The organism is Cytobacillus sp. QJM3NY_8, assembly GCF_056173585.1.
The window spans coordinates 4,362,576-4,386,919 of record NZ_CM149681.1 but is presented as its reverse complement, the minus strand read 5'-3'; the positions used below and the strand labels follow the sequence as shown (position 1 = coordinate 4,386,919).

18 protein-coding genes and 1 other annotated feature are annotated in these 24,344 nt (G+C 42.3%); of the genes, 12 read left to right on the top strand and 6 right to left on the bottom strand.

Going from position 1 to position 24,344, the window contains the following annotated elements:
• Nucleotides 1–195 precede the first annotated feature (195 nt).
• The 4 genes from AC0VZ9_RS22440 (at nucleotide 196) to murC (ending at nucleotide 6,749) form a co-directional block, all read left to right on the top strand.
• Nucleotides 196–3,297 (top strand): DNA translocase FtsK, encoded by a 3,102-nt coding sequence (locus tag AC0VZ9_RS22440; protein ID WP_475396738.1) that lies wholly within the window; start codon nucleotides 196–198, stop codon nucleotides 3,295–3,297.
• Nucleotides 3,298–3,463: 166 nt separating this feature from the next.
• Nucleotides 3,464–4,561 (top strand): nicotinate phosphoribosyltransferase, encoded by a 1,098-nt coding sequence (locus tag AC0VZ9_RS22435; RefSeq protein ID WP_009333337.1) that lies wholly within the window; start codon nucleotides 3,464–3,466, stop codon nucleotides 4,559–4,561.
• A gap of 37 nt (nucleotides 4,562–4,598) precedes the next feature.
• Nucleotides 4,599–5,252, top strand: a complete 654-nt coding sequence (locus AC0VZ9_RS22430) for a hypothetical protein (protein WP_019383044.1) — start codon at nucleotides 4,599–4,601, stop codon at nucleotides 5,250–5,252.
• Between the two features lie 201 nt (nucleotides 5,253–5,453).
• Complete coding sequence (gene murC, locus AC0VZ9_RS22425; RefSeq protein WP_009333335.1) at nucleotides 5,454–6,749, top strand: UDP-N-acetylmuramate--L-alanine ligase; 1,296 nt, start codon at nucleotides 5,454–5,456, stop codon at nucleotides 6,747–6,749.
• A gap of 94 nt (nucleotides 6,750–6,843) precedes the next feature.
• Here murC and AC0VZ9_RS22420 read toward each other — a convergent pair whose 3' ends face one another.
• Nucleotides 6,844–7,959 (bottom strand): aminopeptidase, encoded by a 1,116-nt coding sequence (locus tag AC0VZ9_RS22420; protein ID WP_475396737.1) that lies wholly within the window; start codon nucleotides 7,957–7,959, stop codon nucleotides 6,844–6,846.
• 227 nt (nucleotides 7,960–8,186) lie between these two features.
• Here AC0VZ9_RS22420 and AC0VZ9_RS22415 point away from each other — a divergent pair, with 227 nt between their 5' ends.
• The 3 genes from AC0VZ9_RS22415 to ytxJ all read left to right on the top strand — a co-directional run bounded on the left by AC0VZ9_RS22415 (nucleotide 8,187) and on the right by ytxJ (nucleotide 9,626).
• On the top strand, nucleotides 8,187–8,672 hold the full coding sequence (locus tag AC0VZ9_RS22415; protein ID WP_009333331.1) for a DUF948 domain-containing protein: 486 nt from the start codon (nucleotides 8,187–8,189) through the stop codon (nucleotides 8,670–8,672).
• A gap of 22 nt (nucleotides 8,673–8,694) precedes the next feature.
• Complete coding sequence (locus tag AC0VZ9_RS22410) at nucleotides 8,695–9,198, top strand: YtxH domain-containing protein (RefSeq protein ID WP_019383046.1); 504 nt, start codon at nucleotides 8,695–8,697, stop codon at nucleotides 9,196–9,198.
• A gap of 98 nt (nucleotides 9,199–9,296) precedes the next feature.
• On the top strand, nucleotides 9,297–9,626 hold the full coding sequence (gene ytxJ, locus AC0VZ9_RS22405; protein WP_009333329.1) for a bacillithiol system redox-active protein YtxJ: 330 nt from the start codon (nucleotides 9,297–9,299) through the stop codon (nucleotides 9,624–9,626).
• A gap of 99 nt (nucleotides 9,627–9,725) precedes the next feature.
• Here ytxJ and pilM read toward each other — a convergent pair whose 3' ends face one another.
• Entirely contained in the window at nucleotides 9,726–11,903 is a 2,178-nt protein-coding gene (pilM, locus tag AC0VZ9_RS22400) for a cell division protein FtsA (RefSeq protein WP_009333328.1), read from the bottom strand.
• A gap of 277 nt (nucleotides 11,904–12,180) precedes the next feature.
• Between pilM and AC0VZ9_RS22395 the strand changes: the two genes are divergently transcribed.
• The 4 genes from AC0VZ9_RS22395 to motS all read left to right on the top strand — a co-directional run bounded on the left by AC0VZ9_RS22395 (nucleotide 12,181) and on the right by motS (nucleotide 16,327).
• Nucleotides 12,181–13,257: a bifunctional 3-deoxy-7-phosphoheptulonate synthase/chorismate mutase gene (locus tag AC0VZ9_RS22395; RefSeq protein WP_009333327.1), complete on the top strand. Its 1,077-nt coding sequence runs from the start codon at nucleotides 12,181–12,183 to the stop codon at nucleotides 13,255–13,257.
• 252 nt (nucleotides 13,258–13,509) lie between these two features.
• Nucleotides 13,510–14,508, top strand: a complete 999-nt coding sequence (gene ccpA / locus AC0VZ9_RS22390; protein WP_009333326.1) for a catabolite control protein A — start codon at nucleotides 13,510–13,512, stop codon at nucleotides 14,506–14,508.
• Between the two features lie 273 nt (nucleotides 14,509–14,781).
• Entirely contained in the window at nucleotides 14,782–15,600 is an 819-nt protein-coding gene (gene motP, locus AC0VZ9_RS22385) for a flagellar motor protein MotP (protein WP_019383048.1), read from the top strand.
• Complete coding sequence (gene motS, locus AC0VZ9_RS22380; RefSeq protein WP_019383049.1) at nucleotides 15,590–16,327, top strand: flagellar motor protein MotS; 738 nt, start codon at nucleotides 15,590–15,592, stop codon at nucleotides 16,325–16,327. Before motP ends, motS begins: the two co-directional genes overlap by 11 nt.
• A gap of 84 nt (nucleotides 16,328–16,411) precedes the next feature.
• Here the strand turns inward: motS and AC0VZ9_RS22375 are convergent, their stop codons facing one another.
• From AC0VZ9_RS22375 to AC0VZ9_RS22365, 3 genes are all read right to left on the bottom strand, one after another.
• Nucleotides 16,412–17,584, bottom strand: a complete 1,173-nt coding sequence (locus AC0VZ9_RS22375) for an acetoin utilization protein AcuC (protein WP_475396736.1) — start codon at nucleotides 17,582–17,584, stop codon at nucleotides 16,412–16,414.
• The gene (locus AC0VZ9_RS22370; protein WP_009333322.1) at nucleotides 17,581–18,228 is read right to left on the bottom strand and encodes an acetoin utilization AcuB family protein; all 648 of its coding nucleotides are present in this window, start codon (nucleotides 18,226–18,228) and stop codon (nucleotides 17,581–17,583) included. The genes AC0VZ9_RS22375 and AC0VZ9_RS22370 overlap by 4 nt, the downstream gene beginning before the upstream one ends.
• Nucleotides 18,229–18,324: 96 nt before the next feature.
• On the bottom strand, nucleotides 18,325–18,957 hold the full coding sequence (locus AC0VZ9_RS22365) for a GNAT family N-acetyltransferase (protein WP_217032631.1): 633 nt from the start codon (nucleotides 18,955–18,957) through the stop codon (nucleotides 18,325–18,327).
• 221 nt (nucleotides 18,958–19,178) lie between these two features.
• Between AC0VZ9_RS22365 and acsA the strand changes: the two genes are divergently transcribed.
• Nucleotides 19,179–20,897 (top strand): acetate--CoA ligase, encoded by a 1,719-nt coding sequence (gene acsA, locus AC0VZ9_RS22360; protein ID WP_009333320.1) that lies wholly within the window; start codon nucleotides 19,179–19,181, stop codon nucleotides 20,895–20,897.
• A gap of 138 nt (nucleotides 20,898–21,035) precedes the next feature.
• On the opposite strand, the gene AC0VZ9_RS22355 is transcribed toward acsA, so the two are convergent.
• Nucleotides 21,036–23,951: a transglycosylase domain-containing protein gene (locus AC0VZ9_RS22355; RefSeq protein ID WP_217025976.1), complete on the bottom strand. Its 2,916-nt coding sequence runs from the start codon at nucleotides 23,949–23,951 to the stop codon at nucleotides 21,036–21,038.
• Nucleotides 23,952–24,106: 155 nt separating this feature from the next.
• Nucleotides 24,107–24,332, top strand: a binding site (T-box leader).
• Nucleotides 24,333–24,344 lie beyond the last annotated feature (12 nt).

The following is a 24,344-nucleotide window of genomic DNA, read 5'->3' as shown; positions in this document are numbered from 1 at the left end:
CAGATATCACTACTTATGAACCTTTAATCACCCGCCTGAGTCGAAAGTATGCCTGCAGCCTTTAGTTTGTTTGTAAATTTACCCATTCTGTCTTTATAAGGACTCATTCTCGGATTTCTTATTCAAAATCTGTGAATAACTGCTAAAATAATATAGAAAGTCTAACAAAGTTTTTAATAGAAAGAGTTGATATAAATGAGCTGGATTAAAAAGCTATTCCATATGTTTAAAAGTGATGAGGAAGAATATGAGGAAATGGAAGAACATGCAGATGAGCATAACTATGAGAAGCAGCCGCCTGCAAAAAAAACAAAAGAAAGTTCGAGAGACATAGATGCTAAAGTAGTCTATCAATACCCCAAAGGCCAATTCCGTTTTCCGGTCATACCTGACCATGAAGCAGAACGGGAGAATAAGAGGCAGCAAAGACAGGATCATAATAGACAGGATCATAATCGTGGGAAGCCTGTAAATAAAACTGAAAAACGGAAGTCAAGGGCAGGAGAAACGGAATGGCAGAAAAAGCCGGCGGATACTCCAATCCATGAAAAAAGGACGCCTCGTTCCGCAGATAGGGAGCAGCAAAGAAAGTCTGCGCCACCACCTGCCAGTGAAGAAAAAATTCTGACCCGTAATGAAAGAGAGGCTGCCAGCAAGAAAAGACCTTTTCAGCCAACAGAAATTCCATCGCCGATATATGGATTTAAAAGGCCACGGCCAAATGCCCAGCAAGATAAATCTGATAACGGGGAACAGGAAAACCGCAGGGAACTTACATACGATGAGGTTATGCGCAAAATTCAGCAGACCCCCCCTAATCGGCCGAATGTAACCGAAGCTGTTTCGGATGAAGAAAGAGAAACTGTCATTTCCGATAAACTGAAAGCTTTACAGGCACAGGCTTCTGCATTGGAAACAGAGGAACCAGCAGCCAAAAGATACAAAATAGGTGAAGCGTCTGAATTAATGTTTGAAGTACCTGAAAATAACCAAGAAACATTGCGGCATGAAGAAACACATACTGCCTGGCAAGATCATAAGGAACCTGGCAGGCAGCTTGGATCTTCCAAGCCTGACGGTGAATCTCCAAATAGTGAGGATCGCATCGGTCTTAAAAAAAAATCGGAAATCAGCAGATCGCTCGCAAACTTGATTGAAGAGGCTCTGCACGAGGAAGAAAAAGAAGAATACACAGCAGAACTCTCAGAGCAGAGCGAATTAAGATCTCATGATATCCTTGAGATTGAAGCTGAAGAGGATGCAGAAAAGAATGAATTTCATCACGATTTAGGGATTGTTGCTAAAAGTGACTCGGAAGAGTTTATCCATATAAACTTAAAAGAGGGAAACTCACAAGCAGAAGGAATGGAGATGTCTAATAAAGCTGAATTAAGTTCTGATCATGAAGATAGCGGGGAATTAACAGGCTCGTTCTCTACTCAGGCTGAACTGATTTCTGATATAAACAGGGCTGAGAATGCAGAGCAAAATGAGACTGCAGGTGCAAATGAATACTTAGAAACAAAAACAGAATCTGCTGCGTCAACCCCACAGCAGGAAGAAGATGCCCAGGAAGGGAAGAAGCCTTCATCAAGAGGATCAATTCCATTTAATGTCATCATGCTGAATAATGACAGAAAAAAACTGAATCAGCAGGATAAGATGGCAAGACCGTCAGATGAAAAAAAAAATAATATCGCTATGTTTCCGTCAGAAAATATCCAGCAGTCTGCTGCTGCTGCAGAAAAGATCGAGAATCATCCACCGGTGAACCATTTGCCTATGGAAGAACGTGCAGAGCAGACACCGCCTGCATCGGAAATGGACCGATTTGAGGATGAACAGACATATCAGGGGGACGAAGAAATTTTTTATTACCAATTTCCTTCCCAGACATTGCTGACACCGCCAGTAATCATGGAGGAAGCTTCCGATTGGCTTTACGAACAGGAACAGATGTTAAATTCTACACTGCAAAATTTCAATGTCAGGGCGAGGGTGGTTAATGTTACGCAAGGACCTTCTGTAACAAGGTTTGAAGTACAGCCCGAACCAGGTGTCAAGGTGAATAAAATCACGAACCTCTCAGATGATATAAAGCTGAGTCTGGCAGCAAGGGATATTCGGATCGAAGCGCCGATACCAGGAAAGCATACAATCGGCATTGAGGTTCCGAACCAGAGCAGCCGTCCGGTACTTATCAGTGAGATCATCAGCACCCCGGAGTTCCAGACTGGCCAATCCCCATTAACGGCTGTGCTGGGGCTTGATATCTCTGGGAAGCCGATTGTGACGGATTTACGGAAAATGCCGCATGGTTTGATTGCCGGTGCAACGGGATCAGGGAAGAGCGTCTGTATTAACACGATCCTGGTAAGCCTGCTGTATAAGGCGAGTCCCGATGAATTGAAGCTTCTTCTGATCGACCCAAAAATGGTCGAACTTGCACCATATAATCGAATTCCACATTTGGTCAGCCCGGTTATTACCGATGTAAAAGCGGCAACGGCAGCCTTGAAGTGGGCTGTCGAGGAGATGGAACGCAGATATGAATTGTTTGCCCATGCAGGTGTGAGGGATATAAACCGTTTTAATGAGCTGGCAGAGGAGCATCAGCAATATTCAGAGAAGCTGCCATTTATGGTCATTGTGATTGATGAGCTGGCAGACTTAATGATGATGTCGCCAGCCGATGTGGAAGAAGCCATTTGCCGGATTGCACAAAAAGCCCGTGCATGCGGAATTCATCTTATTATTGCAACCCAGCGTCCTTCCGTGGATGTTATTACCGGCTTAATCAAGGCGAATGTGCCTACAAGAATTGCATTCTCTGTGTCATCTCAAATCGATTCAAGAACAATCATTGATATAAGCGGAGCTGAAAAACTGCTTGGACGGGGAGATATGCTTTTCCTTGAAAACGGATCCTCAAAGCCAGTGAGGCTGCAGGGTACATTTGTTTCAGATAAAGAAATTGATGATGTGGTAGCCCATGTACGGAGGGAACGCGATCCTGACTACTTATTTGAGCAGGAAGAACTTCTGAAAAAAGCTCATGCAATAGAAGAAGAGGATGAATTGTTTTTTGAAGCATGCGAGTTTGTTGTTGATCAGGGAGCGGCTTCCACTTCAAGCCTGCAAAGAAGATTTAAAATAGGATATAATAGGGCAGCCAGGCTGATTGATATGATGGAAAAACAAGGGTTCATTTCTGAAAATAGAGGCAGCAAGCCAAGGGATGTCCTCATTACAGAAGCTGATCTTGAATCCATACAAGAGACTAGTACATTAAATTAATCCATGGTATTCTTTACTTGCATGTTTAAAATAATATGAATAAACAACTACGATAAACGAAGAAAGCATTCTAAAGCTGGCGGGCTGCCGGCATAGAGGCCTGCTCCTTGCAAACCAAGTCAGCAGGCGCTTCTGCTTTCTTTAATGTTTCTAAGGAGCTTTAGGGATGAAGGAAATTGAAATGAAGGTTAAAGGAGAAATCAAACGTCTGACAAACCAGACTTTTAAATTCGATGAACGTGTAAGAGATGGCTGGTTTTCAGCGGTTTACTTCCTTAAAACAAGAGAAATTGTTAAGAAATATCACGAAGATAAAATCGTAACCATGCAGTTTTTCCAAAAGAATCATGCCGTTCTATGCGGTACGGATGAAGTCATTGCGCTGCTAAAAACATTTGCAGACCGCCCGGATGATCTGGAAATTTATTCATTAAAAGACGGTGATAAGATTTCACCCTTTGAAACAGTTTTAACCATTACAGGAAGATATCAGGATTTCGGATATCTTGAAGGAATAATTGACGGCATATTGGCCAGAAGAACTTCAGTTGCCACGAATGTCTATAATGTGGTAAAAGCAGCAGGTGTTTCTGGTGTTCAAAAGCAGGTCATCTTCATGGGGGACCGGGATGATCATTATATCACCCAGGCAGGAGATGGCTATGCAGCCTTTATTGGGGGGGCAACAGCCCAGGCCACGCATGCGATGAATGAATGGTGGGGCAAAAAAGGAATGGGAACAATGCCGCATGCTTTGATCCAAATGTTCGAGGGAGATATCGTTGCATCTACTAAGGCTTATCAGGAGACGTTTCCTGAAGACGATTTAGTTGCTCTGGTAGACTACAACAATGATGCCATAACCGATTCCCTGAAAGTGGCAAGAGCCTTTGGCAAAGAGCTTAAAGGTGTCCGGGTTGATACATCAAGAACAATGATTGATCAATATTTCTTAAGAAATCAGCATTTGCTGGGAACGTTTGACCCGCGCGGAGTCAATGCAGAACTGATTTTCGCTTTAAGAAAAGCGCTGGATGATGAAGGTTTCCAACATGTGAAGATTGTGGTGAGCGGCGGTTTTACTGAATCCCGAATCCGTGAATTTGAAGAACAGGGTGTTCCGGTTGATACCTATGGAATTGGAAGCAGCCTGCTGAAGATCACCACAGGGTTCACTGGAGACAATGTAATGATTGACGGTAAGCATGCAGCTAAGGCAGGACGCCGTTATCGTCCAAACCCCCGACTTGAAAAGGTTGAATAACTGAACGCTATTTACAAGAAAGTAAGGAGCATCCTAAATGGATATGGACAGCTCAATTCTGGATTTACAATCTTTCCGTAAAGCTAAACAGCTCCAGGGAGAGAATAATGCTCTGCGTTTATACACATTAAGCAAGGATTATACAGAACGAACGGCTAATATCAGAGAGAAAGTCCGGGCAAAGCATTTATTTCGGAAAACGCTCGGTCTTGCTTCTGAGACGGCTTTTTCGCCTATTCAGCAGGAAGTTTTTCAGGATTGGTTTCTCTTTGATTATAAAACCATTCAAGGCTCTACTATGTTCAGTCTGTTCTTAAAGAACAATGCCAGGCAGCTTTCAGAGTCAGATCTCATTCAGGGGGCTCTCTTTTTAACATCAGTCATGGAACCCATCCGGATTTTAGATGTAAGTCAAAAGAAAATCTCCGCCTCAGGTGTGGAAGATAGCACTTCTTTTCTCTTAAGTCAGCACGGGGTGTTTCGGCCGGAACTGTCAATAGGGTGGTATTTTATTAGAAGAATACCAATCCAGATGTATGATCTTCCTATTGGACCATTTATCTCTATTCAAAAGGATGAAGGAGTTCACCGTTTAACGAAGGCATTTTCGAAGGCAAAATTAAAGGTTCCTGACCTTACATGGAGAGCTTTCCTGAAATCTAATGTTTTATTTTTTATTTCTGGGGTATAAATAGCTGGCAATACGTTACATAGTTTTTAGAATCGATTAATGATATAATGATTCAATACATTAAAGTGTAAGTAAATAAAAATGACAGCGGAAAAGCTTAGCAGCACAGTCATGGAAGCATGTCTTCTAAGGGGATATGCGCAAAACTAGATATATGTCATATACTGTTTTACAGATATACGATGGTTGGAGGTTCTTTATATGACTATTTACCATTTCGTAGGTATTAAGGGGTCTGGAATGAGTGCATTGGCACAAGTTCTGCATGATATGAATTATCAGGTTCAAGGCTCCGATTTTGAGAAACACTTTTTTACTCAGGTGGCACTTGAGAAATCCGGAATAAAGATCCTTCCCTTTCAAAAGGAAAACATACAGCCGGGCATGACGGTAATCGCCGGGAATGCATATCCGGACACGCATGAAGAGATTGAGGAAGCAATGAAGCTTGGCTTGCCTGTTGTGCGTTATCATCGATTTTTAGGTGATTTCATGAAGAATTTTACGAGCATCGCTGTGACGGGAGCTCATGGGAAAACATCCACTACAGGCTTGCTTGCGCACGTAATGCGAGGCGCAAAACCAACTTCATTCCTTATTGGAGACGGTACGGGCAAAGGGGACAAGGAAGCTGAATATTTTGTTTTCGAAGCTTGTGAATACAGAAGGCACTTCCTTTCTTACTATCCTGATTATGCAATAATGACGAATATTGATTTTGACCACCCTGATTACTTTGCCAACATTGAAGATGTGTTTTCTGCTTTTCAGGAAATGTCATGGCAAGTGAATAAGGGGATTTTCGCATGCGGTGATGACGAGCAGCTGCAAAAAATCCAGGCAAAAGTGCCCGTGGTATTCTATGGTTTTGGAGAAGATAATGATTTTCAGGCACGCAATGTAGTTAAAACTACAGAAGGAACAACATTTGATGTATTTGTCCGGAACACCTTCTTTGAGACTTTCTCTATTCCAGCGTATGGAGATCATAACGTCTTGAACTCCTTAGCTGTTATCGCTCTATGTCATTATGAAGAGATCGATGCAAAGATTGTCCAGGAACAGCTTCTTTCCTTTGAAGGAGTGAAAAGAAGATTTTCCGAGAAGAAAGTGGGCTCTCAGGTAATTATTGATGACTATGCCCACCATCCGACAGAAATTAAGGCGACTGTAGAAGCTGCCAGACAAAAGTATCCTGAAAAGGATGTGGTTGCAGTTTTCCAGCCGCATACATTTACGAGGACTCAGGCCTTTCTTGATGATTTTGCATCAAGCCTTAATTTGGCTGACAAAGTATATCTTTGCGAAATCTTTGGCTCTGCCCGTGAAAACCATGGAAAACTCACGATTGATGACTTAAAGGCCAAAATTCCCAATGCACAAATTCTAAATGAAGAAGAAACGGCTGTACTAAGGAATCATGAAGATAGCGTAATTATGTTTATGGGTGCCGGGGATATCCAAAAATTCCAGCAGGCATACGAAAACCAAATATAAATCATAAGAAGGATGCTTCGCTAAGGAAGCATCTTTTTCTTTATGACTTTAAATGTTGATAACTTTTTTGCTCCAGGCGCCTGGAGCTTTTTTATTACTTTAAATTTTCCGGATTTAATGCTTCAAGTTCACTAATGACAAATCGCCCGTCTTTACGGATTAATACCTCATCAAAGTAGATTTCACCGCCGCCATAGTCAGGGCGCTGGATGTTGACCATATCCCAATGAATATTGGATTTATTGCCATTATAAGCTTCGTCATAGCACTGTCCAGGTGTGAAGTGGAAGCTTCCGTCAATTTTTTCATCGAACAGAATATCCTGCATTGGATGAAGAATGTATGGGTTAACCCCGATAGCGAATTCACCAATATAGCGCGCACCCTGATCAGTATCAAAGATTTTATTGATGCGTTCGCTATCATTGGCTTCCGCTTCAACAATTTTCCCGTCTTTAAATGTCAGTTTTACATTTTCAAATGTAAAACCATGGTATGGAGATGGAGTGTTATAGGTGATGACGCCGTTGACAGACTCACGTACAGGGGCAGTATAGACCTCTCCATCAGGGATATTCATTTGACCTGAGCATTTTATTGCCGGAATATCCTTAATCGAGAAGGATAGATCTGTTCCAGGGCCAGTTATTCTGACTTTATCGGTTTTATTCATTAATTCCACAAGGCTGTCCATTGCTTTGTCCATTTTGCCGTAATCCAAATTGCAGACATCAAAATAGAAATCTTCAAATGCTTCTGTACTCATTTTAGCCAGCTGGGCCATGGAAGCATTAGGGTAACGCAAAACCACCCATTTCGTTTTTGGCACGCGGATTTCTCTATGCACTCTTTGTCCGATGGTTGATCCATGGATTTTCATTTTATCATCCGGCACATCAGCCTGCTCGTTGATGTTGTCTCCGGAGCGCAGTCCTATGTATGCATCCATTTTGCTCATAACATTTGCTTCAAACTCAGCCATCAAATTGAATTGCTCTTCCTGTGCCCCTAAAAGCAGGGAGCGATCAACCTGATGATCCTTTAAGGAAACAAAAGGGTATCCTCCAGCTGCATATGCTTCCTTAACCAGCGCGGTCACTAATTCCTTCTGCAGTCCGAAATTTTCAATAAGGACCTTCTCTCCTTTCTGGAGTCTGACTGAATAGTTAATCAAATTTTTTGCCAGTTTTGCAATACGGGGATCTTTCATGGATAAATACCTCCAGTAAATTTATTTTTCCGACAACTATTATTGTACCCGAAATGATAGGTTTTGTTTAACCTTTTCCAGTTGTGCTAAAATTTACTTTAACTGATGAAAATACCTGTTAGAGAAGGAATTTCGACTTCACAAGTGGAATCTATTAATGTACTCCTGGTTTAGAGGCAGTGCATCTGGGTAAAAAGATATTATACAGACAACCGGAGGTGTAAGAATTGGAAATTATTTTATACTTAAGTGTAGCAGTAATTGCTATAGCATTTCTTGTTTTGGTCATATATCTGGCGAAAACGTTAAAATCCTTACAAGGGACATTAGATAACGTATCAAACACATTGGCAGGCCTTGAAAGGCAACTAGATGGTGTCACGAAGGAAACCACTGTCCTGCTGCATAAAACCAATTCACTGGCTACAGATATTCAGCAGAAATCTGAAAACCTGAACAGTGTCGTGACTGCGGTAAAAGAAGTTGGTGACTCTGTCCGCAAATTTAATGGATCCATTCAGAAAATCACATCTTCTGTAAACACACAGCTTGAACAGAATAAAGATAAAATCTCACAGGTGGTACAGTGGAGCAATGTTCTCCTTGAAATCAAGGATAAATGGAAAATGAGAAAAGAAGACCCTTATCAGTACAACGTCAGCGAGAAACAGATGCTTCCGCCTGAACGCCAGAGAGAAAGAGCAAGATACTAGATTTAAAGGAGGAAAAAGGAGAATGAATAGTCAAGACCGCACTCAATTTGATTCAAATCAGGCCAAAACAGATGAAAATATCAATACGAAAGATTTCATGATTGGTGCCTTAATCGGAGGCATGGTTGGCGCAGCAACCGCTCTGTTCCTGGCTCCTAAATCAGGCAAAGAGCTTCAGAGTGATTTAAGCGAAAAGGCTGCCCTATTAAAAGAGAAGTCAGGACAGTACCGTGAAACAGCTATGACAAAAGGTACCGAACTGGCTAATGCTGCAAAAGAAAAAACAAATGTGCTGACTCAAACGGTGACAAAGCAATCCAATGAACTCGTTAATAAAGTAAAAAGCTTGAAAGAAGCTCAAAATGGACAAGCTGGTGCAAACGGGACATCCGAAGAAAATGGAGAGGCCATCAATAACGAGACATTCCAGGCAGAAGGGAACGCTCCAGTAAATGATGCAGAAATCCAAATGAAGCTGGAAGAGACGAAAAAAGCTTTTGACGAAACCGAGCAAAAGTATAATTAATTTTATTTGTTTAAGCAACGGTGAAGTGGTACGATTACTTCACCGTTATTTAATTTAAAGAGCGAGGCTTTGCCTGGCTTAGTTGGGGAGGCAAGAAAATGAAAAAATTTGATAGCCATGAATCATTTGATCAAGCAGTAGAATCAGGAGAGCAGCTGCTGGTTTTAAAACACAGTTCCACTTGTCCGGTGAGCGGCGCAGCGTTTGAAGAATATGAAAGCTTTGTAAAAGAGCATCAAGATGTAAATGCTTATTACTTAGTTGTTCAGGATGATCGTCCCTTGTCAAATCACATTGCAGAAGCTTTTCATATCAAACATGAGTCTCCTCAGGCCATTCTATTTAATAATGGAGATGTTGCCTGGCATGCATCACATTGGAAGATTACATATGATTCCCTGGTGAATGCTGTGAAGGAAAACAGATAAAACCCATCCAATCGGATGGGTTTTTGCTATCAAACAAGAAAATATATATTTATTAAACGTCGATAACTGTCTAACACTAGCAGCCTGCCCCCGCTTTTCTTATATATACTTCACATTTGAATTTTTATTATTTATGGCAGGCCACACGATTTTGAGATGATCACCAGGCTCTATAGGTTCATGAAAAGATGCCTTTTCCCCATTTTTCAAGAGAACGAAGCTTCCGGAAGATGCTGCAGGCATATCTACACTAACATGGCTGAAGATATCCTGAAAAATAAAAGGAGACATTGGTTTTTTCACGAGTGTTATCGCATCTCCAGCATGAATCGCATCATCTTCATTGAGGACAGCTCCTTCCCTCTGAAATTCAAGTATCCCTCTTGAAAGCTCTAATTTCTTACCGTTAAACATGACCGGGATCCTCTGCTGTAGTACCAGCTGCTTTATATCTGCTAATTCCTTTACTGATAGTGTGCCTCTTTTTTCAATTCGGAGATTGTCACCATCGTCTACTATGCTATGATAATTCGCCTCAAGGCCGTTTTTAAAAAGCTTTCCGGTATGGCGGGGGAGGAATGTCTCTTTTTCATTAATGCTGATTCTAAAAGGCGTAAGCTCGCTTAATAAATCGTTTAGGTTCAAGTTTCTTAAGACTTCTTCAAATGTTTCCGGAATTCTGCACTCTACCTTATCCCGATCAGCAATGATCTGTTCAAGCGAGGCAGCTTTTTCATTACAGGTAATAACAGGGTGGATTGTGTACTGCTTTTCGTTAATAGTAATAGACTTTTCAGGAACTTCATCAATCAAATCTTTTATGCGGACTTCAGCAGGCAATCCGTCACGTCCTCTTGAAACAGTGATGATATCCCCTGATTTGATTTCTTCATCCAAAGCACTTGTAAGGCTGTTGCGTATGATGACAGGAGCTTCTCCATGACTTCCTGGAATCGTAACGCTTTGCCCGTTTAGTTTGACTATCATGGCGAGTCCGGGCTTACCGTAAAGCTTATTCATTTTAATGCCTGCTGCCAGGAGACAATCCCCAACTGTCAGGTTCTTGACCTCGAATAGCCTGACAGGCTGATCGTTGACGTAAACTGTACAATATTGGACTGGGGCTTTTTTAGCAGCGATGGCTATTCCTATTGGGGTGACAAGTTCAGGGCCTTTGTATGTAAAATCCGGTAAATTCAGCCCGCTTATTGCGTCAATTCCCCTTATTGCGACTCTATTCGCTGGAAGGCCCAGTCTTTGCGCTATTCTTTCAGGAAGTCCAGGTGTTAAGCTCCCGCCCCCTACCAGCATGACGGCTTTGGGCGGCCTATTATTCAGCTGCAGAATTTCATCGCAGATGGAATTTGTCAATCGTTCTAGCGCAGGAGAAATTTTTTCAATTGTCTCTTCCCTGCTGACTTCTGTCTGGAAGCCGAGAATATCCGTGACAGTAATTGTATCCGATACATGCAAATCTCTCTTTGCCTTTTCGGCTAAAGGAAAGTCCAGGAGAAACTGGTCACTGATTGCTTCAGTTATCTCATCTCCTGCTACAGGCACCATTCCGTAAGCTGTAACTGTGCCCATATCTGTAATGGCAATATCGGACGTTCCGGCACCGATATCAACAAGAGCAACATTCAGCCTTCTCATCGAAGGAGGAATCAGCACATTAATAGCTGCGATTGGCTCAAGTGTCAAAGCTTCCATTTCCAGGCCAGCCCTTTGTAGAGCTGAGATTAGTGACTCCACTACAACCTTGGGCAGGAACGTAGCAATGATTTCAACGGATGCTTCATCCCCCTGCTGATCAATTAGACTGCCGATTTCTTCTTTATCAAGACGATAGTATAAAACGGAATATCCAACACAATAGTAATAATAGCTTTTCTCAGTTTCATGTTTTTCTGCAACCATTGCCTGTGCCTGCTGAACTGCACTTAATTCAAGGTGAAGTATATCCTGCTTTTGCATCATCGGTTTTCCTTTAATACAGATAACTGTTTCAGATCTTTCTGTTTTTAAAGCCCTGCCTGCCGCTGCAACGCACACCTTTTTTAATGGGCCGTGTTTTGCTTCTAGTTCATCCCTGATTTCTGCTATAATTTTTGATACAGCCAGTACATCATGGATCTGTCCGTCGAGCATGGCCCTTTCTGCATGCTCCTTAATCACGATGTCTTTCACATGATATTGCCCGCCGTTTTCTTCGAGAATAATTCCGACCACCGTGCGGGTGCCGATATCCAGTGCAAAAAGCTTTTTTTGTTCGTCCAAAGCAGTACACCTTCTTTGTAAATGTCATAAAATGCATAAATAAAGCCCTGAAGCCGCTTTATCACTTAAAAGCGTTTAATTAATAAAGAAATATTTCGTGACATGTCTGAATAATTCATATATAATAACCCTAATTATAAAAAATGTATCACATATCCAGAGGCCGTAAAAGAGAAAGATGGAAATGTTTAACGCTGTGCACATTTAGATGCACGTTTTGTGCATTATCCTGAAACCAACACGGCTTAAATTCAGATTTGAAAGGAAGGGACAGGAAATGAGCAATAAAGAGCTAGATAAACTTCGTGATCGAGTGGATGAGCTGAATCTCCAGCTTTTATCTTTGATCAATGAAAGAGCAGAACTTGTTCAGGAAATCGGAAGAGTAAAGGAAACACAAGGGGTTTATCGTTATGATCCTGTCCGGGAACGCAAGATGCTGGACTTGATAAAAGAGCATAATGACGGTCCTTTTGAAAATTCAACAATTGAGCATATGTTCAAGGAAATTTTTAAAGCAGGTCTTGAACTTCAAAAAGATGATCATAGAAAGGCGCTTCTTGTTTCACGCAAAAAGAAGCCTGAAAATACGATTGTAGACTTAAAGGGTGAAAAAGTAGGGGATGGCAATCCTCATCTTGTTTTTGGCCCTTGCGCAGTTGAATCTTATGAGCAGGTGGCAACTGTTGCTGAAGCTGTAAAAGCAAAAGGACTTAAGCTCCTTCGCGGAGGCGCATATAAACCAAGAACATCACCGTATGATTTCCAGGGGCTTGGCCTTGAAGGTTTAAAAATCTTAAAAAGAGTGGCAGATGAATACGATCTGGCTGTTATTTCTGAAATCGTAAGCCCTAATGATATTGAAACGGCTGTAAATTATATTGATGTCATTCAAATCGGGGCAAGAAACATGCAAAACTTCGAGCTATTAAAAGCAGCGGGGGCTGTAAACAAACCAGTTCTTTTAAAGCGCGGGATTGCAGCTACAATTGAAGAATTCATCAATGCAGCGGAATATATCATGTCCCAGGGGAATGGACAGATTATTCTATGTGAGCGCGGAATCCGCACATACGAACGTGCTACACGCAATACATTGGACATTTCGGCTGTGCCTATTCTTAAGCAGGAAACACATTTGCCAGTACTGGTTGACGTTACGCATTCAACAGGCCGCAGAGATTTGCTTCTTCCAGCAGCAAAAGCTGCGCTGGCAATCGGCGCAGATGGTGTAATGGCAGAAGTTCATCCAGACCCGGCCGTTGCCCTATCAGATTCAGCGCAGCAAATGGACTTGAATCAATTTGATCAATTTATGGCTGAACTTCAATCTTCAGCATTGCTGAAAGTGTAGCCATCTAAATATGGAGAGCCTTCTGCTGGTAGCAGGAGGCTCTTTTTTTTGCATTTAAAGTGGAAATTTAAGTTTTTTTCAAAAATACAAGCCTTGACATTGCGGCAATTCCTGGACTGTCGTATGATTAAATACATAATTGTACATGTGTAACCACTCACAAATTAGGATAAAAAATGAGTAGGTTACGTCGTGTTGCTGTAAAATATAAAGTAATTGAAGCGACCGCTATTTAAAGAAGGAGTGTAAGTAATGAATGTAACAATATACGATGTAGCAAGAGAAGCGAATGTATCAATGGCAACGGTTTCTCGTGTTGTAAATGGCAACCCGAATGTTAAGCCTGCAACAAGAAAAAAAGTAATGGAAGTAATTGACCGGCTTGGGTACCGCCCCAACGCGGTTGCAAGAGGATTGGCAAGCAAAAAAACGACGACAGTCGGTGTAATCATTCCCGATATCTCCAGCACCTTTTTTGCAGAACTGGCAAGGGGCATAGAGGATATTGCGACAATGTATAAATACAATATCATTCTCAGCAACTCCGACCAAAATATTGAAAAAGAACTGCACTTGCTCAATACTATGCTCGGGAAACAGGTGGATGGAATAGTCTTCATGGGCGGCAATATTACCTCCGAGCATGTTGAAGAGTTTGAAAAGTCACCGGTTCCGATCGTACTGGCTGGCTCTATTGAAGAAACAGGCAAAATCCCATCTGTAAATATTAATTATGAACAGGCAGCATTTGATGTGACTAAGTCATTTATTGAAAAAGGCCATAAAGATGCAGCTATCGTGGTGGGACCTCTCCGCGAGCCGATTAATCAGGAAAAAAAGCTTGCAGGCTATAAGCGGGCTTTGGAAGAAGCTGAGGTGGCCTTCCGCGATGAATTGGTGGTTGAAGGAGATTATACTTACGATTCAGGTATAGAAGCCTTTGAAAAGCTGCTTGAGGCAGATCCGCGTCCAACAGCTATTTTTGCAGGATCTGATGAAATGGCATTGGGAATTGTCCACGGGGCGGAGGATAAAGGGTATAATATCCCGAAAGACTTTGAGGTCATCAGCTCTGACAATACAAGATTGGCATTAATGGTCCGTCCTCAGCTGACATCAGTCGTTCAGCCATTGTATGATATTGGTGCAGTTGCCATGAGATTGCTTACGAAACTTATGAATAAAGAATCAGTCGATGAGCAAATTGTTGTACTCCCTCACCGAATTGAAGAACGAAGCTCAACAAAGTAATGAATTTGCCGATATAACAGAAAAGCGGAAGCTCCTCGACCAGCCCCGACCAGCGCTGGAGGTCCAGAAGTTGAAGTCGTTCTTTGACTTCAGCATCTGGACCGAAGTGACTAGGGGGCTAGGCGCTGCAGCTGGACAAAAGAGAAGAAAGAGAAGCGCCTTAATTAAAAGGCGTTTCTTTCTGCCAATTTTAAGCTATCGTACCTGTTTTAGAGCACATAAATAATAAACCATTAGACAAAGGCAATTCGCAATGGATCAGGGAGAGAGAGTATGAGAAAGGTTGATATGTTAACACCGGCTGGATTAATGGTGGGGCTTGCTATGCTGATTTTTGGAATCATGTGGAATGGAGGAGCTGATGGTTTTTTATCCTTTGTTGACCCTTCTTCAATTCTTATTGTTCTGGGCGGTTTAATAGCCGGGCTGCTTGTAAGTTTTCCTTTAAAAGATATCAGGCATATGGCCACCGTTTTTAAGCAGGTTTTTTCCAGTGAAGAGCAAAGCGTTGGCGAGCTGATTGGAATTTTTGTCAAACTCTCTGAGCGTGCCCGGCGTGAAGGGCTGTTATCGCTTGAGGCTGAAATCGGGAAGGTGGAAGATCCATTCATTCAGAAAGGCGTATACCTGGCTGTGGATGGTATAGAGCCAGATGTCATTACTGACATTATGAATGCCGAAATTATGGCGATGGAAGAGAGGCACAGAAAAGGAAGAAGCATTCTCGAAAGAGCCGGGGAATACGCTCCGGCATGGGGAATGATAGGGACCCTGATCGGACTGGTTCTGATGCTGAAAAATTTGAATGATCCTTCCACACTTGGGCCCAATATGGCTCTTGCCTTACTGACTACTTTATATGGATCCCTGCTGGCCAATCTGATTTTTCTGCCGATGGCAGCGAAGCTGGCTTTAAAGACAGAGAAGGAAGTTTTTTTGAAGCAGATTATTATTGAAGGGGTTATCGGTGTTCAATCCGGGCAGAATCCGAGAATATTGGAAGAAAAGCTGAGCGCCTTTTTATCCTCAGAAGAACGGAGAGATTTGGATAAAGCTGTAAATGAGGGGGAGGCACTGGATAATGAAGCCTAGGAGAAGATCTCCGGAGCCTCCAAAAGGCTCCCCAAGATGGATGGTGACTTTCTCCGATCTCGTCACACTGATATTGGTATTTTTTATTCTGCTGTTTTCGATGTCCCAGATTGATTTAATGAAGTTTCAGGCATTATCCGATTCTTTCCGGGACAGACAGGTGCTGGATTTTCAGCCGTCTATCATTCCTGCAGAGAACCCGGAACAAAATGAAGAAATAAAGGAAAATGAGGACAGCGGGCAATCAGATTCGCTTGATGAGCTTCTGATGGAGATCCAGTCGTTTTTGGATGAGAATGGCTTAGAAAAAGTGATTGTGGCGAACAGGACGGAACGGGGGGTCGTTCTCGTTCTGCAGGAACAGGTTTTATTTGAATCCGGAGATGCCAGTCTGATAGACAGTTCATACTCTTTCCTGGATAAAGTAGGAACCCTTTTAGCAAACATGCCAAACCTTGTGAAGGTGGAGGGACATACTGATGACCGGCCCATAACTACTTACAGATATCCGTCCAATTGGGAGTTATCTGCTGCCAGGGCTAGTACTGTAATCAGATATCTAACAGAAAAGCATAATCTTGAAAGTCATAGGTTTATGGCTGTGGGCTATGGGGAAACCCGTCCTATCGTCCCTAATTCCGGACCGGAGAATTGGGAGAAAAACAGGCGTGTTGAAATCATTATTTCTGATCCGAAATTTAATGAAGATAACAATATTCATAATTGATAACAGATCTGGCAATAGTCAGACCTGTTTATTTACATATGCAGAAATGAACAGCGGCCGGTAAAATGTTCCCGGCCGCTGTTCTTATAAAGATTCTGTCATTGTTCTGTTTCGGATCGGATAAAGAACTTTGTCCACTGTCCGGGCATTTTTTTCAGTTATTTCGCTCTTACGGGGGATAGGCTCATATAAATCAGCAGGATCATCCCATTCCAGGGGAAGAGGCACAGGTGCGTGTTCTTTCCACTTGTTTATCCATTCCATCGGTATATTGCCGTAACAATTAGAGTTTTCAGTCATTTCGAGCCATATCATGGCCCATGCCCGGGGAACAACCCTCCAAATATCATAACCTCCGCCGCCGACGGCAATCCATTTCCCGTCACAATATTCATGGGCAATTTCATGGGCCAGTTTCGGAATTTCCCTATAAATCTTTATAGTAGATGACAAATGGGTAAGAGGATCAAGATAATGGGCATCAGCACCATTTTGCGTCAGGATCACATCCGGTTTGAAAAATTCTGCAACCTCCCGAAAAGCTGTACGGTATGCGTGAAGCCAGGAATCGTCTTCAGTAAATGCATCCACGGGAATATTAAAAGAGAATCCATATCCTTTCCCTTGTCCTCGTTCATTTACATTTCCGGTTCCGGGGAAAAGGTATCTGCCAGTTTCATGAATAGATAAGGTGCATACATCCGGGTCATCATAAAATGACCATTGGACACCATCACCATGATGGGCATCTGTATCCACATACAGAATACGGGCTTTATACTTTTCCTGTATATATTTTATGGCTACGGAGCTATCGTTGTAGATGCAAAATCCAGAAGCTTTTCCCCGAAACCCGTGATGAAGGCCGCCGCCAAGGTGAAGTGCGTGCTTAGCAAGTCCGCTCATGACTGCATCAACGGCTGCCAGAGTGCCTCCTACTAAAAGGGAGCTTGCTTCGTGCATGTTTTGAAAAATAGGTGTGTCCTCTGTTCCAAGACCATAGTTTTCGCAGATATCCTCAGGCAGGTTTCCTTTGCCGGCGAGCTTGACAGCATTCACATAACTAGGATCATGAATCAAGTGTAGCTCTTCATCGGAAGCCTTGCGCGGAGGAATAATATGACATTCTTCAATGGCATTGATGTTTTTGAGCAAATCGAGTGTCAGTTTCAGCCTTATCTGATTAAAAGGATGATTTTTGCTGAATTTGTAGTTCAGCAGGTCTTCCGAAAAAACAAATAATGAATCATGTGTCATAGTGAAATCCCCGGCAGGCTGGGCCATAAAACATGATGGCCTGCTTTTTTCAAATCTTCTACTACAAGCGTAGGGTTCATTGTCTGTACCCTTATCACCAGTATTTTGTATTTATCATCCGTTTTGTCAGGGTAAACAAGGACACTCTGTATATTTGCTTTTCTTTTGCAGATGACTTCAGCGATTTCAAACAGCATGCCTGCCCTGTTTGGCACCTTTACTTCAATCTGCGAACCTGGCTGATGGGCTCCCGTCAATTGAACTAACGTATGAAGCAAATCGGTTTCTGTGACAATTCCGACCAGCTTATCATCGTTTAATATTGGCAGGCAGCCAATTCGCTGTTCATAAAAAACCGCAGCAATTTCTTCAGCAAAATCAAGAGGGTGTCCGGTAATGATATCTGTCTTCATAATCATTTTTAATGGTCTCTGCAGATCTTCCTTAAATAGTTCTGTATGAAAAATAGATGGAGTCGCATCACGGATGTCCCTATCTGTTACAAGTCCCTGCAATCTGCCCGCTTCATCTGTAATAGGCAAATGCCGTATTCTTTTTTCGTTCATAATTTTTATGGCGTCGGCAATGGTGTCTTCTTTTGACAAGGCCGTGACATCCGTTTTCATAATTTCTTCAACAATCACTTTAAATGCCTCCTTATAAATATATGGAGATACATTCATGCCGAAAAAATAGTGTGAATACAGGCATGAATTATGTATTGACGCTATTATTAAGATTTAATACATAAAGCGATTCATAAAGCGCAAGCGGTCAAATTGCTGCACTGAATCCTGATCCACTCTTTTTCCAATGCGGGCCATTAGGCAATTTGCGGGATGAGAACTGATTTCAGGGTCATCTGTGGCATACCATTCAAGACCACCGGCATTCATCATCTTTTCCATAACCTTCCTATATTCCCATACGTTCAGGCCAGTTCCTTTTAAATCCCAATGCCAATAATATTCAGTTGTTATAACAATATAGTCTTCCATTGCGTCATCCATCATGGATACTTTCAGCAGGTTCTTTCCTGTTCCTGAACCTCTGAAAGCCGGGATCACTTCTATTGCACCCAATTCTATTAAATTATCCATTTTTCCTTCCGACCAGCGCTCAAGAGGGTCTGGATACAAGTAAGTAACATAGCCGACAATGGTATGCCTGTCACGGGCCACTATAATTCTTCCCTCCGGCAATCCCGCAATTTCAACCAGGGCTTTATGCTGCTGAGCCGGAGGCCTGAAAGCAACAAGATCCTTGTGAAACTCATAATCTGCCAATTTTTCAGGTGAAATTGGCCCCTCAATGATTAATTTACCATTGGCTGTTTTTAATTCTTTTGCATTATAAGTTTTTTTATATTCCATTTATTCACCGCCATAGACATGATCAATGTAACTTCTATTATACATAAAAACACGGGGGATAAAGCGCTTTCACGCAATTTTCTGTGTAATTTAAATAAGTTTGTGACAATTTACCAGTTGGTTCATAAGTAATTTTTTCCCCGCTCCAAAATTTTAAAAATTGAGAAAATATAATGTTTATACTATAATAATATCAAATCTTAAATAAGGGGGATAATTATATGAAAGTGGAAGCGCTGCCAGTAACACAAGGGGACTTCAATTTAAAAAGCTATGATGAGCTGTATGAAAATTTTAACTGGGCTGATGCGGAAAAAGAATTTTCCTGGAAAGAAACCGGCCGCATGAATATGGCCTATGAGGCCATTGACCGACATGCGGAATCTTTCAGAAAAAATAAGGTTGCCCTTTATTATCGCGATGGACAGAGAAATGAGAAATATACATTCAAGGAAATGAAGGAACTATCCAATAAAGCGGGAAATGCATTAAAAGCATATGGCGATGTTGAAAAAGGAGACCGAGTTTTCATTTTTATGCCGCGTTCTCCTGAACTCTATTTTGCCGTATTGGGAGCAATTAAACTGGGAGCCATTGTAGGTCCTCTTTTTGAAGCATTTATGGAAGGGGCAGTCCGTGACAGGCTTGATGACAGTGAAGCAAAAGTTCTGATTACAACCCCTGAGCTTTTGGAACGTGTGCCTGTTGATCAGCTGCCTGCCTTAAAGCATGTTTTCCTTGTTGGGGAAAATATTGAGGAAACAGGCCCGTATGTGGACTTTAATAAAAGAATGGCTGAATCAAGCAGAAAGCTTCCAATTGAATGGGTTGACGGAAAAGATGGCCTTATTTTGCATTACACTTCCGGCTCTACAGGCAAGCCAAAGGGAGTTCTGCATGTACATAATGCAATGATTCAGCATTATCAGACCGCTAAATGGGTGCTGGACTTAAAAGAAGAAGATGTATATTGGTGCACTGCTGACCCTGGCTGGGTAACCGGTACTTCATATGGCATTTTCGGCCCGTGGCTGACAGGGACTTCAAACCTTATTGTCGGGGGCAGATTTAATCCGGAGACTTGGTATAAAATGATTGAGGAGTATGGCGTTTCGGTTTGGTATAGTGCTCCGACGGCTTTCCGTATGCTGATGGGGGCAGGTGATGAGGTTGTGAAAAAGTTTGATTTAAGCTCCCTTCGTCATGTCCTCAGTGTCGGTGAACCGCTAAATCCTGAAGTAGTCAGATGGGGAATGAAAGTATTCAATATGCGCATCCATGATACGTGGTGGATGACAGAAACAGGTGCACAGCTCATCTGCAACTATCCTTGCCTGGAGATTAAGCCGGGCTCCATGGGTAAGCCGATTCCTGGTGTTAAAGCTGCCATTGTCGATGACCAGGGAAATGAGCTGCCGCCAAACCGCATGGGGAACCTTGCAATTAAAAAAGGCTGGCCTTCCATGATGAATGCCATCTGGAATAACGAGCAAAAATATGAATCTTATTTTATGCCAGGTGACTGGTATGTTTCTGGAGATTCAGCATATATGGATGAAGATGGATATTTCTGGTTCCAGGGTCGTGTAGATGATGTGATCATGACATCTGGTGAACGCGTTGGGCCGTTTGAAGTGGAGAGCAAGCTCATCGAACACCCGGCTGTTGCAGAAGCTGGAGTTATCGGCAAGCCTGATCCTGTCCGAGGTGAAATAATAAAGGCATTTGTTGCTTTACGGGACGGACATGAACCTTCTGAAGAACTGGTGGAAGATATCCGTCAATTCGTTAAGAAAGGCCTTGCTGCCCACGCAGCCCCGCGTGAAATTGAATTCCGCGACAAACTTCCAAAAACACGGAGCGGCAAAATTATGCGCCGGGTGCTTAAAGCCTGGGAACTGGATCTGCCAACTGGCGATTTGTCTACAATGGAAGATTAATAGAGGAGACCGCTGCATAAATGAGCAGCGGTTTTTTGTTTAGCAAAGTATCCAGAATATATTTTGGGCGATTGTTATTTCTATAAAGAAAAAGCAGAATCCCAAGCCCTTTTTGGGCAAATGGGATTCTGCTTTTCTTTAATTAGTTTCTTCACCTTCATCAGGTTCTGATGGTTTATCAGCATCAGGCTTTTCCTCGGCTGGAGGAGGATCTTTAGGTTTCTCTTCTTTAGGTTTCTCTTCTTTCGGCTTCTCTTCTTTCGGCTTCTCTTCTTTTGGCTTCTCTTCCTTCGGCTTTTCTTCTTTCGGTTTTTCTTCTTCCGTCTTTTGGCCGATTTTTACTACATTGGAAGAAGCAGACTCTTTGCCGGCAATGTCAACGGCTGTTACATGGATCGAGCCGCTTCCAGCCTTGTAGTTTAAGGAAGAGCCGGCTTTTATTGTAGCAACTTTTTTACCTCCGCTGTAAACGCGATAGCCAATGACATCTTTTTCAGGATGTGCTCCCCAAGTAATGGTTTGGCCAGAAGCTTTTATGCTTGGGGCCGCAGGTGCTTTGCCATTGTCTTTGAGCTGATCTGCACTTGTCAGAATACTCTTCCAGCGTTCTTTATTCGGAATAAGAGTACTTAGATTTGCTTTAATGCCGAATAGTTTTTGAATATAATCCGGATTCACTACCATTCCAGGTTCAGTAAACTCTTCTGGTGTTGAATCAAGTGCCATATATTTTTTATCGCCAATTCGTACAAGTTTTCCATTGCCAAGGCTATCGTCAACTTTTGTAGGAACAAATTTGGCATTGAATAAATCAGTCTCGACTAAGCCAGCTTTAGAGCATGCTTCTGAAGGAAGAAGGCCTGAAATGGCACAGAATGAACGTCTTACGATTCCGCCCGGCATTTTAAAGCTTTCACTCGGGTCAACAAGATCAGGTGCGACGTCATATGCTGCATTCATCAAATCTGCCCAGAGATAGTTATTGCGCAAACTATAGCTTAGCGGTCCAGGGGCTTTTAATGATTTAGGCGTATCATATCCTGACCATATGCCGAAAGTGACATTCGGATTGGATGCCACGAACCATGCATCTATGAATTCAGTACCAGTACCAGTTTTCCCTGCCCAGTCAGAACTGAACTTCAATCTGTTCTTAATCGATGTGGCAGTTCCGCTGTTAATAACGTCTCTCATCATATCGATTGTAAGGTACGCTGTCTGCGGACTGAATACATCTACAGGCTCAGATTTATTCTGGAATATAATGTTCCCGTCTTTATCTGTGATTTTCTCGATCATATAGGCGTCAATAAACTTTCCGCCGTTGGCAAATGTAGTAAAGGCATTCGTATTTTCTTCAACAGTTACCCCATATTCCAAAGAACCAATGGATGTAGACAAGTTTGTATAGTCAGGACCGATCAGAGAGGTAAAGCCCATTTTTTCCAGATAAGAGGCAGGCCGCTGTCCGACTATATCCTTATAAAGCTTTACAGCTGGGACATTGTATGAATGCTTAAGTGCTTGTCTGGCTGAAACGAGCCCGCTATAGGTATTCGTATAGTTCTTTGGCCAAGGCCTATTTAATCCTGGACTTAGATATAGCGGCACATCAGGCAGAATGGTGCCAGGTGCTGCTTTTCCAAGTTCCATTGCAGGAGCATAGACTAATAGCGGCTTCATGGTTGAACCATTTTGTCTTAGAGCGCTTGTAGCATGATTCAGCTGCTCGCGTTTGTGATCGCGTCCGCCGACAAAGCTGATGATTTTACCGGTTTTATTTTCAATTAAAATGGCTCCAACCTCTACGGGCTCCATGATTTGTTTATTTTCACCGGTTTCTGGGTCCTTAATCGTCTCAGGTTTGTCTGGCCCATAATAAGGGTAGTTATTTTTTACCTGCTGCATTTTATCATAAATATCTTTGTTGATCGTCGTATGGATCTGGAAGCCATTCTGGCGGATCGTCCGGTCTGCCAGAGTCCTGTATTCCTCTCGGAGCTCGTCATCTTCTTTTAAGTCCTGCTCTTCGTATCCATCATTTTTTGCGAGAATCTTAGTCATGATGTTTACTGCACGTTCTTCAATTTCATACGTCAAATATGGGTACTTTTCCAAAGGGCTTTCTGAAGGCGTAGTGAAATCCTTGGTCAGGTCGTAAGCCAAAGCTTCCTCATATTGCTTCTGGTCAATCTTTCCGTCGTCATACATTCTTTTCAGAACAGTTTTCATCCTGGAGAAACCTGGTTCCAGATTTTCTTTGACCGTTCCTTCCCTTGTAAAAGGAGTGTAGCCGAATGGACTCTGCGGCAGCCCTGCTATGAATGCAGCCTGGGGCAAGGTTAATTCTTTTGCACTCACCCCAAAAATGCCTTTGGCAGCTGCTTCAACTCCGGCAATATTACGTCCGGATGCATTTCTTCCAAAGGTAGATACATTCAGATATGCTTCCAATATCTCTTTTTTATCAAAGAATTTCTCCAATCGCAAAGCAAGCAGAATCTCTTTTGCTTTCCGCTCGAAAGAAACTTCATTCGTTAAGATTTGGTTCTTTATCAGCTGCTGTGTAAGTGTACTTCCGCCGGATTGAACAGATGAATTTGTTACTTCCTGGAACAGTGCGCGCATGATCGCTTTTGGCACCACTCCGTCATGCTCGTAGAAATATTCATCTTCAGTAGCTACAACTGCGTTAATTAAGTGTTCCGAAACATCATCAAGCTTAACTTCCTCACGTTCCAGGTCAGTCCGGAGCTTCCCTAAATAAACATTATCGGCAAAATAAATTTCCGATGTTTCTGCATAGTCATAAATATCTTTTTTCATGCTGGCATAAGATCGGATTGGCTCATCCTTTACCAGCGACGCGAAGTAACCTGCTCCAAGTCCCCCCGCAAATGAACCGCCAATGACAGCTAAAATGAGAAACAGCAAAGTAAGGTTCCAGACAACCTGGTAAGTAATGCTCGCACCTTTAGCTGCTTTTTTATTCCCGAAAAGGCCCGGAGTTTGCCTCAATTTATTAAATAACATCTGAAACTTTTCTTTCATCATATCAATCCCCCTAAAATCACATCTATTATAGCATATTGCGACATAGTAATATGACAAGGTTCGCCATTTATCTGAAATTTCCTTTTTTCGCACAGGCATTTGACATTTGGCTGATTTATATGATAAAAATGTTTTATCTTAGACGTTTAAATATTTTATAGGCATTGATGGGAACCCAGTAATGCTTCTATCCCTGTTTCAGAAAGCCGGCGTTCGCTGCGAGCCGGTACAAATAGAAGTATGAATTACCTCCCTGAGCTTTCACTGTCAACCTGCCCAGCAGTTATAGCAGTGGACGGATTATCCGTTATTCTGAAAGAGTGGAGGACAGCTGTCCTCAATTTGGGTGGTACCGCGCAAAAATGATCATGCGTCCCTGCATATTTGCAGGGG